The 13,028-nt window shown below is 41.4% G+C and carries 13 protein-coding genes; 11 read left to right on the top strand and 2 right to left on the bottom strand.

Annotated features, from left to right (window positions below):
- The first annotated feature begins 44 nt into the window (after positions 1–44).
- The 8 genes from AC3KZC_RS08480 to rmf all read left to right on the top strand — a co-directional run bounded on the left by AC3KZC_RS08480 (position 45) and on the right by rmf (position 8,771).
- Positions 45–1,535 carry a CoA-acylating methylmalonate-semialdehyde dehydrogenase gene (locus AC3KZC_RS08480; RefSeq protein WP_490577357.1) on the top strand — a complete coding sequence of 497 codons (1,491 nt, stop codon included), beginning with the start codon at positions 45–47 and terminating at the stop codon, positions 1,533–1,535.
- Positions 1,536–1,586: 51 nt separating this feature from the next.
- Positions 1,587–2,744 (top strand): acyl-CoA dehydrogenase family protein, encoded by a 1,158-nt coding sequence (locus AC3KZC_RS08485; protein ID WP_490577358.1) that lies wholly within the window; start codon positions 1,587–1,589, stop codon positions 2,742–2,744.
- Between the two features lie 11 nt (positions 2,745–2,755).
- Positions 2,756–3,532: an enoyl-CoA hydratase gene (locus AC3KZC_RS08490; protein ID WP_490577359.1), complete on the top strand. Its 777-nt coding sequence runs from the start codon at positions 2,756–2,758 to the stop codon at positions 3,530–3,532.
- On the top strand, positions 3,532–4,650 hold the full coding sequence (locus AC3KZC_RS08495; protein ID WP_490577360.1) for an enoyl-CoA hydratase/isomerase family protein: 1,119 nt from the start codon (positions 3,532–3,534) through the stop codon (positions 4,648–4,650). Before AC3KZC_RS08490 ends, AC3KZC_RS08495 begins: the two co-directional genes overlap by 1 nt.
- Positions 4,643–5,542: a 3-hydroxyisobutyrate dehydrogenase gene (mmsB, locus tag AC3KZC_RS08500; RefSeq protein ID WP_490577361.1), complete on the top strand. Its 900-nt coding sequence runs from the start codon at positions 4,643–4,645 to the stop codon at positions 5,540–5,542. The genes AC3KZC_RS08495 and mmsB overlap by 8 nt, the downstream gene beginning before the upstream one ends.
- A gap of 6 nt (positions 5,543–5,548) precedes the next feature.
- Positions 5,549–6,310: an SDR family oxidoreductase gene (locus AC3KZC_RS08505; RefSeq protein ID WP_490577362.1), complete on the top strand. Its 762-nt coding sequence runs from the start codon at positions 5,549–5,551 to the stop codon at positions 6,308–6,310.
- 83 nt (positions 6,311–6,393) lie between these two features.
- Positions 6,394–8,223, top strand: coding sequence for a protein kinase domain-containing protein (locus AC3KZC_RS08510; protein ID WP_490577363.1), 1,830 nt, complete (start codon positions 6,394–6,396; stop codon positions 8,221–8,223).
- Between the two features lie 377 nt (positions 8,224–8,600).
- Complete coding sequence (rmf, locus tag AC3KZC_RS08515; RefSeq protein WP_009839908.1) at positions 8,601–8,771, top strand: ribosome modulation factor; 171 nt, start codon at positions 8,601–8,603, stop codon at positions 8,769–8,771.
- Between the two features lie 43 nt (positions 8,772–8,814).
- Here rmf and fabA read toward each other — a convergent pair whose 3' ends face one another.
- On the bottom strand, positions 8,815–9,330 hold the full coding sequence (gene fabA, locus AC3KZC_RS08520) for a 3-hydroxyacyl-[acyl-carrier-protein] dehydratase FabA (protein ID WP_490577364.1): 516 nt from the start codon (positions 9,328–9,330) through the stop codon (positions 8,815–8,817).
- A 194-nt stretch (positions 9,331–9,524) separates the two neighbouring features.
- On the opposite strand from fabA, the gene AC3KZC_RS08525 reads away from it, so the two are divergent.
- From AC3KZC_RS08525 to AC3KZC_RS08535, 3 genes are read left to right on the top strand one after another with little or no spacing between them, the layout of a single operon-like run.
- Positions 9,525–10,379: a 6-carboxytetrahydropterin synthase gene (locus tag AC3KZC_RS08525; protein WP_490577365.1), complete on the top strand. Its 855-nt coding sequence runs from the start codon at positions 9,525–9,527 to the stop codon at positions 10,377–10,379.
- Positions 10,372–11,181: a M23 family metallopeptidase gene (locus AC3KZC_RS08530; protein WP_490577366.1), complete on the top strand. Its 810-nt coding sequence runs from the start codon at positions 10,372–10,374 to the stop codon at positions 11,179–11,181. Before AC3KZC_RS08525 ends, AC3KZC_RS08530 begins: the two co-directional genes overlap by 8 nt.
- A 15-nt stretch (positions 11,182–11,196) precedes the next feature.
- Complete coding sequence (locus AC3KZC_RS08535) at positions 11,197–11,628, top strand: acyl-CoA thioesterase (protein ID WP_490577367.1); 432 nt, start codon at positions 11,197–11,199, stop codon at positions 11,626–11,628.
- Between the two features lie 76 nt (positions 11,629–11,704).
- Here the strand turns inward: AC3KZC_RS08535 and AC3KZC_RS08540 are convergent, their stop codons facing one another.
- Positions 11,705–13,027 (bottom strand): Na+/H+ antiporter family protein, encoded by a 1,323-nt coding sequence (locus AC3KZC_RS08540; protein WP_490577368.1) that lies wholly within the window; start codon positions 13,025–13,027, stop codon positions 11,705–11,707.
- Position 13,028: the final 1 nt, after the last annotated feature.

The following is a 13,028-nucleotide window of genomic DNA, read 5'->3' on the forward strand; positions in this document are numbered from 1 at the left end:
AATTACAATACCAGCGCCATTTTTATTTGGGGAGACGTTTTAATATGCATAAAGTTCCATTATATATCGCAGGCGAGATGTGCCAATCTGAAACTTCGCAATGGATTGATGTACTTAATCCAGCCACACAAGAAGTGATTGCACAAGTGCCGTGTACTACCGATGAAGAAATGGCACGCGCCATTGCATCGGCTAAAGAAACGTTTAAAACATGGAAAGAAGTCCCTGTGTCAGAACGTGCTCGCATCATGATGCGTTATGCGGCATTACTCAAAGAACATCACGATGAAATCGCGACCATTATTTGCCATGAGCTAGGTAAAACTTTTGAAGATGCCAAAGGTGACTTGTGGCGTGGGATTGAAGTGGTTGAGCAAGCTGCTAACGCGCCATCAATGATGATGGGCGAAACAGTGGAAAATGTCGCTCGTGGTATTGATACCTATTCATACATGCAACCATTGGGTGTGTGTGCAGGTATAACACCGTTTAATTTCCCAGCGATGATCCCACTTTGGATGTTTCCAATGGCGATTGTTTGCGGTAATACTTTTATTTTAAAACCGTCAGAGCAAGATCCACTCACGCCAATGCGTTTAGTTGAGTTATTTGAAGAAGCTGGCGCACCAAAAGGTGTTCTACAAGTGGTTCACGGGACTAAACCTCAAGTTGATATCTTACTTGAAGACCCGGCTATACGTGCGATTTCATTTGTTGGCTCATGTGGTGTTGGTGAATACATTTACAGTAAAGGCACTGCAAATTTAAAACGTGTACAAGCCTGTGTGGGTGCAAAAAATCACATGGTCATTATGCCTGATGCGAAAAAAGAGCGTTTAATTAGTAACCTAGTGGGAGCTTCTGTGGGCGCTGCAGGTCAACGTTGCATGGGTATTTCGGTTGCAGTATTTGTTGGTCAAACCAAAGAGTGGATCAACGATTTAAAAGAAGCCTTTACTCAAGTGCGACCAGGTGTGTGGGATGACCCAAAAGCGGCTTATGGTCCACAAACTACCCCTCAAGCAAAAGCGCGTATTTTATCGTTAATTGCAAATGGCAAAAAACAAGGTGCAACGTGTTTGCTTGATGGCTCAGATTTCACCGTTGAAGGTTTTGAAAAAGGAAACTGGGTTGGCCCAACCTTATTTACTGATGTCACCACTGAAATGGATTTGTATAAAGAAGAGATTTTCGGCCCAGTATTGGCCTGTATTTGTGTTGATACCCTTGATGAAGCCATTGCATTAATCAATAACAGCCCGTATGGCAATGGTACGTCGTTGTTTACCGCATGCGGTGCTGCAGCACGTAAATTCCAACATGAAATTGAAGTAGGGCAAGTCGGTATTAATGTGCCTATCCCTGTGCCGCTGCCATTTTTCTCATTCACGGGTTGGAAAGGCTCGTTTTATGGCGATCAACACACTTATGGCAAACAAGGCATTCGTTTTTATACCGAAACAAAAACGATCACCGCACGTTGGTTCGAGGACGATATAGCCACCGGCCCAAATATGAGCATCAACTTGAAATAATTAATTTAGCAGAAGGGCGCTGCTCTTCTGCTAGCATCAATAGAGGTCGTTATGGACTTTAATCTTACCGAAGATCAACAAGCCTTCGCGCAAACCGCGCGTCAATTTGCACAAACCGAACTTGCTCCTCACGCCGCCCTTTGGGACAGAGAACATATTTTTCCAAAAAGTGTCATCAAAGCTGCAGGTGAACTAGGTTTTTGTGGTTTATACACCCCTGAAGAAGCCGGCGGTTTGGGGCTATCGCGTTTAGACTCAAGTATTATTTTTGAACAACTAGCAATGGGCTGTACCGCGACGACGGCCATGCTCACCATCCACAATATGGCCACATGGATGATCGCAAGTTTTGCAACAGACACCATTAAAAACCAATATGTAGACCAATTGGTTATGGGTGAGTTACTTGCTTCTTATTGTTTAACAGAACCCGGTTCAGGTTCTGATGCCGCATCGCTAAAAACAAAAGCTGAAAAACAAGGCGATAGCTATGTTTTAAACGGCTCAAAAATGTTTATTTCTGGTGCAGGTGAAACAGAAGTATTAGTGGTTATGGCACGTACAGGCGGCGAAGGGGCTGCGGGTATTTCTGCTTTTGTTGTTCCAGCAGATGCCAAAGGCGTTATTTACGGCAAAGCAGAAGAAAAGATGGGCTGGAATGCGCAGCCAACACGTTTAATTACGTTTGAAAATGTCACCATCAGTAAAGATAATTTACTTGGCCAAGAAGGTGAAGGCTTTAAATTTGCAATGCAAGGCCTTGATGGCGGACGTATCAATATTGCTACCTGTTCAATCGGCACTGCGCAACAAGCGCTTAATACCGCTAAAAATTACATGCAAGAGCGTGAGCAATTTGGCAAACCACTTGCTGCTTTTCAAGCACTGCAATTTAAGCTTGCTGATATGAATACTGAATTAGTTGCCGCCCGTCAAATGGTGCGTCTAGCTGCATTTAAACTGGATCAAAACGACCCTGAAAAAACAGCTTATTGTGCTATGGCTAAACGCTTTGCCACCGATGTTGGCTTTAAAGTGTGTGATGACGCGCTGCAAATTCATGGTGGTTATGGCTATATCAAAGAATACCCACTTGAGCGTCACGTGCGCGATGTACGTGTTCATCAGATTTTAGAAGGGACGAACGAAATTATGCGATTAATCGTTGGTCGTCGTTTATTAGCGCAAGGCGCTGGTGATATTTTATAAGGAATACCAAGATGACAGCACAAATTAAAGTCGAAAAACGTGGTTCTATTGCTATTTTAACGATGTCGAATCCGCCAGCTAATACCTGGACTCGCGATACGTTAGCTGGCCTCAAAGAAATTGTGATAGGCCTTAACTTAGACAAAACAATTTACTCGTTAGTGATCACCGGTGAAGGCGAAAAGTTTTTTTCAGCTGGCGCTGATTTAAATGTATTTGCTTCGGGCGATAAAGGCATTGCTGCCGATATGTCACGCGTATTTGGTGAAGCATTTGAAACCTTAAGTGATTTTCGCGGTGTTTCAATTGCTGCCATAAACGGCTTTGCAATGGGCGGTGGATTAGAGGTGGCGCTGGCCTGTGATATCCGCATTGCAGAGTCGCAAGCACAAATGGCTTTACCAGAAGCAAAAGTAGGCTTACTTCCTTGTGCAGGCGGTACACAAAACCTTGCATGGCTTGTAGGTGAAGGCTGGGCAAAACGCATGATTTTATGTGGCGAGCGCTTAAAAGCAGACAAAGCCCTTGAAATCGGATTAGTTGAAGAAGTTGTCGCTACAGGTTCATCCTTAGAAGCGGCGCTCGCTTTAGCTGAAAAAGTGGAGCAACAAAGCCCCGTAGCAGTCACCGCTTGCAAAGCATTAATTCAAAAAGGTCGATTTGGCACGATTAACAGTGCGTTACCGCTTGAACGTGAACTGTTTGTCACGCTGTTTGATAGCAAAGACCAAAAAGAGGGTGTGAATGCCTTTTTAGAAAAACGCGCACCACAATGGGTTAACGGCTAATGAGTGCGGTTACCTTTCGTGAAGTGGAAGCGATTTCAGGACTCAAAATTGGTATTGCTACTTTAAATGCCGAAAAATCGCTCAACGCCCTTAATTTCGAGATGGTGTCGTTATTAACACCTCAACTGCAACAGTGGCAAAGTGATAAAAGCATTGCCATGGTGCTGCTACAAGGTGCGGGTGAAAAAGCATTTTGCGCCGGTGGTGATGTAGTCAGTCTGTATAAAGCGATGAAGGATGAGCTGCAACACGACTATGTTGAGCGCTTTTTTACCGCAGAGTATGAACTGGACTATTTAATTCATTGTTATGAAAAACCCCTCCTTGTTTGGGGCACCGGGATCATTATGGGTGGCGGTTTAGGATTAATGGCAGGGGCAAGTCATCGTGTGGTAACAGAAACCTCACGTATTGCAATGCCTGAAATTACTATAGGGTTATACCCAGATGTAGGCGGTAGCTATTTCTTAACAAAAATGCCCCACGAGTTAGGCTTTTTCTTAGGTTTAACAGGTGCTTCAATCAACAGTGAAGATGCTAAATTTGTTGGCCTAGCGGATTACTTTTTAAAAGCCCAATTTAAAGAAAAACTGTTTGAAGAATTAGTGATCACCAATTGGGGTAATACGGTAGCGTTAAACCATCAAAAACTGGATTCAGTACTATTAAAGCTTCAGCAAGAATCAGGTAAACCGCTGACCTCAAATATCAAAGCCAACCTACTTGTCATCGAAAAAATGAATAGCTTCACCACGCTAAATGACAAAGTTAATTTTTTGGCCGCGGTTGAATCAGATAACGCCTGGTTACAAAAAGCAGTTAAAAGCTTAAAGCATGGTAGTCCACTCAGTATCTGTTTAATTGAAGAGCAGCTTAATCGAGGCAAAACACTGCCATTAGCTGAATGTTTTCAGATGGAATTAGGGTTATCGGTTAAATGTGGTCAGTTTGGTGAGTTTGAAGAAGGGGTGCGCGCACTGTTGATTGATAAAGACGGCCAACCTGTGTGGCGTTATCAATCGATAGACGCTGTGCCGACAGAGGTAATTGATGACTTCTTTAAGTCGCCTTGGTCAGCTGATGTACACCCATTAAAGTGTTTACTGAAGGATGAATAAAATGGCAAAGATTGGTTTTATTGGTTTAGGCAATATGGGTGGCCCTATGGCGGCTAATTTAGTCAAAGCAGGCCATCAGGTTACTGTCTTTGATTTAAGTGATACTGCAATGCACGCATTAGTGACGCTCGGTGCGAAAAAAGCCAAACACGTATCAGAATGTGCTATTGATCAAAATATCACCATCAGTATGTTACCTGCTGGAAAGCATGTTAAAGGTTTGTATTTAGGCGAAAATGGCTTGATCCATCATCTTACTGACGATGCGTTAGTAATTGATTGTAGTACCATTGATGCCGCTTCTGCTAAAGAAGTAGGCCAACAACTTGAGCAAGCGGGTTTTCGCTTTGTTGATGCACCAGTTTCAGGTGGGGTTGCAGGTGCAACTAATGGCACTCTGACTTTTATTGTTGGTGGAACTGAGCCAAGTTTTAATCAAGCAAAAACAGTATTAGCTGATATGGGTAAAAACATTTTTCATGCGGGTGAGTTAGGCGCCGGTCAAGTAGCTAAAATTTGTAATAACATGCTGCTTAGCATTTTAATGGCGGGCACCAGTGAAGCCTTGCAAATGGGCATCGATAATGGCCTTGACCCAAAAGTGTTATCTGAAATTATGTTGCAAAGTTCAGGGCGTAACTGGACGTTAGAGCTTTATAACCCATGCCCAGATGTCATGCCAAATGTGCCTTCATCACGAGGGTATACCGGTGGGTTTATGGTTGATTTAATGGCTAAAGATTTAGGACTTGCGATAGATGCTGCAAATCAAAGTCATTCAGCGACACCGATGGGGTCACTGGCTAAAAATCTTTATAACATGATGCAAACTCAAGGCTTAGGTGGAGAAGATTTCTCAGCCATATTTAAATTATTTTCAAAACAAGGTTAATTCATCATGGATATTAAAAATAAAACCATCGTGATTACAGGCGGTGCACAAGGGCTCGGTTTTGCAATGGCTGAGCGTTTTGCCTCGCAAGGCGCTAACCTCGCCTTAATTGATATGCAACAAGCGGCTTTAGATAGCGCCTGTGATGCTTTAGCACAGCGCGGGATCACAGTGAAAGGCTTTGTGGCAAATGTCAGTAACGAAGCCGAAGTTGAAGCCACGTTTGCTGCAATTAATAAAGCATTTGGTGCGATTGATGGCCTAGTAAATAATGCTGGTATTTTACGTGATGGCATGTTCATCAAAGCTAAAGAAGGCAAAGTGGTTGCAAAAATGTCGTTAGAGCAATTTCAATCTGTGATTGATGTTAATTTAACTGGGGTATTTTTGTGTGGCCGCGAAGCTGCTCATTACATGATTGAAAACGGCACCGGTGGTGTAATCATCAATATGTCGAGTGTGGCAAGAGCGGGCAATATTGGTCAAACCAATTATTCAGCCTCAAAAGCGGGTGTCGTTGCCATGACAACGACCTGGGCACGTGAACTGGGTCGATTTGGTATACGTGTTGGTGCAATTGCTCCTGGTGTTATTCGCACCGCAATGACAGATGCAATGAAACCCGAAGCCAAAGAGCGCATGATTGCCATGAAGCCGGTAGGTCGTTTTGGTGAAGCCGATGAGGTATCACACAGTGCGCAATATATCTTTGAGAACGACTTTTTTACTGGCCGCGTCATTGAAATAGATGGCGGTATACGTTTATAAGATGATTATCTTATTCAAATTGTTATACAATTGGGCAGCCTAGGCTGCCTTTTTTATGTTTATTTGTTACCTAATGGAATGCTATGACGCCCAATAAATCTATTCATAATTTTTACATCAATGAAGAGCAGTCGATTTATTTGTTATCGCATCATGATGCAAAAAAGCATAAACAATGGCTAAAAATTTGTTCTAAACAATTAACCCTTTTGGGTTATAAGCAAGTCGAGCTGATTGGCTCTGGCGCGTTTGGTTTTGTTTTTGCGGGTGTCGATGACGATGGTGATGAATGGGTGTTTAAATTCTCCCGAATTACCCTTGCGCAAGCCGTACGCGACCGACTCGAAGACGAAGCATACATGTTGTCTCAAATTGATAACCCTTACGTACCAAAGTTTTATGCGTTTGAACGTATAAAAAAGCAGGGGATTCTAATGATGGCACGCGCCCCCGGAGAAGACTTAGAGAAGTATTCACTGCGCTTTGGTCGATTATCGCCACAATTTATTATGCAATTGGCACTCAAATTACACAGTATCTTACTCGACCTGCGCAACAATAAAATTGGCATGTCTCCAGCACCCATTGCTCATGGTGATATCAAACCATCGAATTTAGTGTGGGACGATGCGGCAAAAAAATTGTCATTGGTTGATTGGGGTTCATCGGTTTACGCACAAGAAGATGGTTTTGGTAATCCAATTGCCTCAAATATCATGGACTTGATGTCGCACGATTTACAACATTCCAATGCCAGGATGGGGGATGTGTATTTTATTGGTGATGAGCAAATGGCGGGGATGAAATCATCGCCACGATTTGATGAGCAAGGTGTTGCTTCAACATTGTATGCTTTAGCATCTGCGCAATCGTGTCGTTTTGGAAACTCAGTCATTCCCGCAGCAAGTTTAGGCTTGCCCATGGAGCTTGCTCGGGTTATTGATGGCATGTTGTCTAAAAATAAATTTGAGCGCGACCAAGCGGGTGATTATTTTATGCGAAATATGCCCAAAATTGCTAAAACCTATTTACCAGAAATACCCATCCAAGAGCTCAAAAATAAAATTCCATTTTGGTTTGCTGAAGCAAAAACGACTCCTGATACCGTGGTGTATAGTTCAAGAAAATCATTTCTACGTCAAGCAGATGCTCAGCTGGTACTGGCCGATGTGAATGATGCGCAACTGGATCGCTATTACCGTGATTTTTTACTTGATATGGGTGATACCGAAAAAGCGTTTTTGGCCTCTATCAGTCGCTTAGCTAAATTTCCTGTGGTAGGGGGACTGAGCTTTCATTGGAAAGATGATCAGCTTTTTATTGAATCGAGCCTGATTATGCATCAACAGGCACTAAAAAAATCATTTACAGATGCAATTAACAACACCGTCAAGTTGGCACAAGGTATTGTGCAAAAAGGGTTGTTTAAATGCTGTTTATTTGATGCTCGCACGACCATTCAATTGGCGCGAGATAAAAATGGGCTGCTGATTTATGACACCTTACCCACCATTGGCTATCAAGTCATGAATGTTAATGTCAGTGAGATAACCCGTCCACATTCGTATTTTGAAGATGGCAAAGATCCTGATGAGCAGCTGACATTACCCAAAGAAATGCTCAAGGGGGTCTTTGCGCTCAACCAGATACATCATACCGGATGCATCATTGTTGAATCATTACCGGGTAGGTTAAAAGTGCATCATTATTATCGTTTGCTCGACCCAACCCAAGAGCAACAATTTAATAGTTTACTGCAAAGTATTATGCAGAGCATTGTTACTATTACTGATTTTGGTGTGGCCGGCTTCATGAAATTACCTTATAAAAACACACGACAATTTGATTTGTGCGAGGTTCAGGCCGATTCCTTTTATCCGCGAAATCCAAAGCAATTCCTAAGCCAAAGCTAAAGATTAAATATTCATAAAAGTTTATTGTTTAGATTATTTTGCTGTTAAGAATTTGTAATTGACTGATATTAAATAATTCATGCAGATTGGCTGATTTCAAACTGATATTTTGTATTGATCTCTCGTAATGGCTATGGTTATCTTAGTACTAAGTCAGGTGAAGAAAGCGCCATTTAGCCTGAACTTTTTAGCCATTTTGGACTCCAATACATTTGTAGCCTTGCTACAAGCTTACAACGATACAACGTATTACTTGTTTTAGAACATGTTATAAATGTAGTTGCCTTCATTGACATATTTATAACGCTTTAATTAACTATTTGTTAAACGTGGTTTTACCACTGTTCAAGATCAATAATAAGGTGAGGACGTTACCTATGAAGAGACAAAAACGAGATCGTCTTGAAAGAGCACATGCTCAGGGTTTTAAAGCTGGATTAGCTGGACGCTCTAAAGAAATGTGCCCATACGAAAACTTAGATCCACGATCTCATTGGCTCGGGGGGTGGCGAGAAGCCATCGAAAATCGAATTATGTATAAAGTTTAAATAGAAAACGCCCCGATTGGGGCGTTTTTTTATTTTCTGTTTCTTAGAAGCTGCTGGTATCTTGGAATAAGCCTACTTTTAAGTCTTTTGCTTCATAAATAACACGGCCATCAACTTCAACAGTGCCATCAGCTAAACCCATAAATAATTTACGCTTGATAACACGCTTCATTACTAAACGATACGTTACTTTTTTTGCTGTTGGTAAAACTTGACCTGTGAATTTCACTTCACCTACACCCAGAGCACGGCCTAAACCAGGGCCACCAGACCAGCCTAAGAAGAAACCAACCAGTTGCCACATTGCATCAAGTCCTAAACAACCTGGCATCACTGGGTCACCTTTAAAGTGACAATCAAAAAACCATAAATCTGGATTAATATCGAGTTCAGCAACAATTTCACCTTTGCCATGTTCGCCGCCATTATCGTTGATGGTAATGATGCGATCCATCATTAGCATATTGTCACTTGGTAAACGACAATTGCCTTCTCCAAACATCTCACCACGGCCACAAGCCACTAATTCTTCTTTTGTAAAACTATTTTTTTGAGTCATATTCTTCTACTTTGCGTAAAAATTGCCGTTACTTTAGCGAACAGATGTACGCTAAACAACTCCGAACAGTTAATTAGTCGTTATTTTTTGCTAAATACTCGAGATTAGATCGAATTCATGGTGGCATTTTGTGCTTTTTTAACCAGAAATCTTTATAATGCAGCGGTATTTATTTTATAGGGTAACGCATTAATATGATCCTTTTTGTGAATGACCTTACGGTCATTGATTTTTCTTATTTATGTCACAAACGCGGCGCGGTCGGTGAAAGCTGGATAGTTGATTTAACACTTCATGGCAGCCTCAACGAACAATCGATGGTGCTCGATTTTGCTTTGGTAAAAAAGCAAGTTAAACGCATTATCGATGAGCAAATAGATCATAAATTAGCGGTACCAACTCATCCGAATGTGAGTGTCACTCATCAAGATATGCAAACGAATGTTAGCTTTAAGTATGCAGATGACAGATTAGCGCTAAGTTGCCCAGCTCAAGCATATTGTTTTATCGACGCACCTGAAATTAACATTGATTCGGTTACTGATTACTTGATTAACACTATTTTACCTCTGTTACCGGATAACATTGAGAAAATTGAAATCGCACTGCGCCCAGAAAAAATAGATACCTTTTATTATCATTACAGTCATGGTTTAAAAAAGCATGATGGTAATTGCCAACGGATCGTGCATGGCCACCGTTCAAAAATTGAAATTTTTGAAAATGGCATGAAAAGTCCTCGTCTTCAAAAACAGTGGGCTGATCTTTGGCAAGATATTTATCTTGTGAGCAAAGAAGATCTGATTGAAGCCAATCAACTTAAATTTATCAGCTCAGATGCAAACAGCCTGTGTTGTGCCTATGTTGCACCTCAGGGCTATTTTGAATTAGCCATAAATAAGCATCGCACACATTTATTACCTTATGACACTACGGTTGAGTGTATTGCGCAGTATTTAGCTGAGCAGTTAAAACAACAAAATCCTGCTAATGAATATAAAGTCGTCGCCTATGAAGGGGTTGCAAAAGGGTCAATTGCTTATGCTTAAAATAGTTTCAGCGATCGCGCTAAGCTTAAGTTCTTTAGCGCTCCATGCCTTAGAATTGAAAGGTAATCTGACTCAAGGAGGGTTGGTGGTCGGTGAGTTGCCGGGTGCTCGTCATGTCAGCATTAATGACACCCCATTAAAACTGACGACAAAAGGGGAGTTTGTGTTTGGCTTTGGTCGTGATAGTGAGCTTGAACATGTCTTACGCTGGACTGATAAAAACGGTAACAAACAACAAAAGAAGGTCGTAATAACTAAACGTAGCTATAAAATTGATAAGATTACGGGTGTTGCACAAAAATATGTCACGCCACCTGAAAGTGTATCAAAACGTATTGCAACCGAGGCGGCAGCGGTCAAAAAAGCACGCGCTGCAATTTCATCACGCACTGACTTTTTAAACCCAGTATATCGCCCTGCAGAAGGTCGTATATCTGGGGTCTATGGCAGTCAACGTTATTTTAACGGTGTAGCTAAAACGGCTCATTTTGGTTTAGACATAGCGAATAAAACGGGCACACCAGTCGTTGCGCCATTATCTGGTAAAGTCGTATTTGCAAACCCCGATCTTTACTATTCGGGTGGTACGCTTATTTTAGATCATGGCCATGGCATTACTTCAACGTACATTCATTTGCATACCTTAAATGTAAAAGAAGGCCAAGAAGTCACATTAGGCGATAAAATTGCTGAAATTGGCGCAACAGGGCGAGTGACTGGCCCGCATTTAGATTGGCGTTTTAACTGGATACACGAACGCTTAGACCCTGCTTTATTAATGATAGATACCATAGCGAAATAAATTTTAATGAATGTGATGACACAAACGCAAAAAGAAGCCATTTTGGCAACTCGTATTGAGCAATCGTTAACGCGAATTACTAAAACCGTTTTTCCAAGCCGTACTAATCACCATAACACCTTGTTTGGTGGTGATGCGCTTGCATGGATGGACGAAGCGGCATTTATTGCTGCCACCCGTTTTTGCCGTAAGCCATTAGTGACTATTTCATCCGATCGGGTTGATTTTAAAGAAGCGATTCCTGCAGGTACATTTGCTGAGCTTGTTGCAAAAGTAGTGCATGTGGGCAATACCAGTTTACGGGTTGAGGTTGAGATTTATTTAGAAACTATGCATAAAGACGATAAACATTTAGCGATTTCAGGAAGTTTTACGTTTGTAGCGGTTGATGATGACCATAAACCAACACCTGTTGTCTGCGATGGCATGTTTAACGGATTTGTTTAACGGATTTGTTTTAAAGCATAGATAAAATAAAAAAGCAGCGAGAGCTGCTTTTTTTATAGCGATAGCACTGGTGCCATTAAAGCACTAGAGCCGCAATCCATCCAAAAATCAATAACGGGATATTAAAGTGTAAAAAGGTTGGCACCACTGAATCCCAAATATGGTCGTGTTGTCCATCAGCATTAAGCCCAGAAGTAGGTCCTAACGTGGAGTCTGACGCTGGAGAACCTGCATCACCTAAAGCCCCGGCTGTACCAACTAAAGCAGCGGTTGCCATCATTGAAAAATTCAGCTCCAAACAAAGTGGTACAAATAAAGTTGCAATAATTGGCACCGTTGAAAACGAGCTACCAATTCCCATAGTAATAAATAAGCCAACCAATAAAATAAGGGCTGCCGCGATAGGCTTATTGCCATCAATAATATTCACAGCGGTATCAACTAAGCTTGCAACATCTCCTGTTTGTTTTAACACCTCAGCAAAACCTTGTGCTGAAATCATAATAAATCCAATCAATGCCATCATTGACACACCTTTACTAAATAAATCATTACTTTCATGCCACTTTACTGCACCAAAAAGCGTAAAGGTTACAACTCCAGTTAAACCGCCTAAAATCATTGATCCTGACACATATTGGGCTAACAGCGACAAACCGACCGCTGTCGTACCAATAATCAATACTCTCGGTTTATTGGTAATCTTTTTTTCACTCGGTTGATTGAGTGAGTTATCTAAGTAGGAGCGTTTTTTACGGTAAGTGAAAAAGATAGCGATTAATAGACCTAAAAACATACCTAAAGCAGGAATGATCATAGCTTGTGGTACAGCAGTATTTACAATATCTAACCCGTTATCCGTTAGGTTTTTATGCAAAATACTATATAGATATATCCCGCCAAATCCATAAGGTAAAACCATGTATGAGGTAGCTAAACCAAAGGTTAAAACGCATGCGACTAAGCGGCGGTCAAGGGCTAATTTATTTAAGATTATTAAGATAGGAGGGATCAAAATCGGAATAAACGCAATATGAACGGGTATCACATTTTGCGACGCGACAGAGCATAAAAGTATCACTGTTAGAATGAGATAACTTAAACTCATTTTTTCATGGGCATTATCGTGATGATTTACTTTTGCTAATAACTTTTCAGCCAAAATTTGGGTTAAACCGGATTTAGAAATAGCAACCGCAAAAGCACCAAGCATCGCATAACTCAATGCAATTTCAGCACCGCCAGAAAGGCCTGCATTAAACGCATTGAGGGTATCGGTTATGCTCATTCCAGAAATTAACCCAGCAACTAAAGCGCTAATAGTCATTGCGACAATCACATTAACCCTAATTAAACTCAGGCCCAGCATTAAGCTGACGCCTATAATGACTGCATTCATG

This window comes from Pseudoalteromonas sp. J2K-J031 (assembly GCF_058197095.2).

What these genes read in the sequence shown, in the direction of transcription:
- AC3KZC_RS08535 (WP_490577367.1), top strand. Translation starts at nt 11,197, where the DNA reads ATGACACAAACGCAAAAAGAAGCCATTTTGGCAACTCGTATTGAGCAA.
- AC3KZC_RS08505 (WP_490577362.1), top strand. Translation starts at nt 5,549, where the DNA reads ATGGATATTAAAAATAAAACCATCGTGATTACAGGCGGTGCACAAGGG.
- fabA (WP_490577364.1), bottom strand. Translation starts at nt 9,330, where the DNA reads ATGACTCAAAAAAATAGTTTTACAAAAGAAGAATTAGTGGCTTGTGGC.
- AC3KZC_RS08525 (WP_490577365.1), top strand. Translation starts at nt 9,525, where the DNA reads ATGATCCTTTTTGTGAATGACCTTACGGTCATTGATTTTTCTTATTTA.
- AC3KZC_RS08530 (WP_490577366.1), top strand. Translation starts at nt 10,372, where the DNA reads ATGCTTAAAATAGTTTCAGCGATCGCGCTAAGCTTAAGTTCTTTAGCG.
- AC3KZC_RS08510 (WP_490577363.1), top strand. Translation starts at nt 6,394, where the DNA reads ATGACGCCCAATAAATCTATTCATAATTTTTACATCAATGAAGAGCAG.
- rmf (WP_009839908.1), top strand. Translation starts at nt 8,601, where the DNA reads ATGAAGAGACAAAAACGAGATCGTCTTGAAAGAGCACATGCTCAGGGT.
- AC3KZC_RS08485 (WP_490577358.1), top strand. Translation starts at nt 1,587, where the DNA reads ATGGACTTTAATCTTACCGAAGATCAACAAGCCTTCGCGCAAACCGCG.
- AC3KZC_RS08490 (WP_490577359.1), top strand. Translation starts at nt 2,756, where the DNA reads ATGACAGCACAAATTAAAGTCGAAAAACGTGGTTCTATTGCTATTTTA.
- AC3KZC_RS08480 (WP_490577357.1), top strand. Translation starts at nt 45, where the DNA reads ATGCATAAAGTTCCATTATATATCGCAGGCGAGATGTGCCAATCTGAA.
- mmsB (WP_490577361.1), top strand. Translation starts at nt 4,643, where the DNA reads ATGAATAAAATGGCAAAGATTGGTTTTATTGGTTTAGGCAATATGGGT.
- AC3KZC_RS08540 (WP_490577368.1), bottom strand. Translation starts at nt 13,027, where the DNA reads ATGAATGCAGTCATTATAGGCGTCAGCTTAATGCTGGGCCTGAGTTTA.
- AC3KZC_RS08495 (WP_490577360.1), top strand. Translation starts at nt 3,532, where the DNA reads ATGAGTGCGGTTACCTTTCGTGAAGTGGAAGCGATTTCAGGACTCAAA.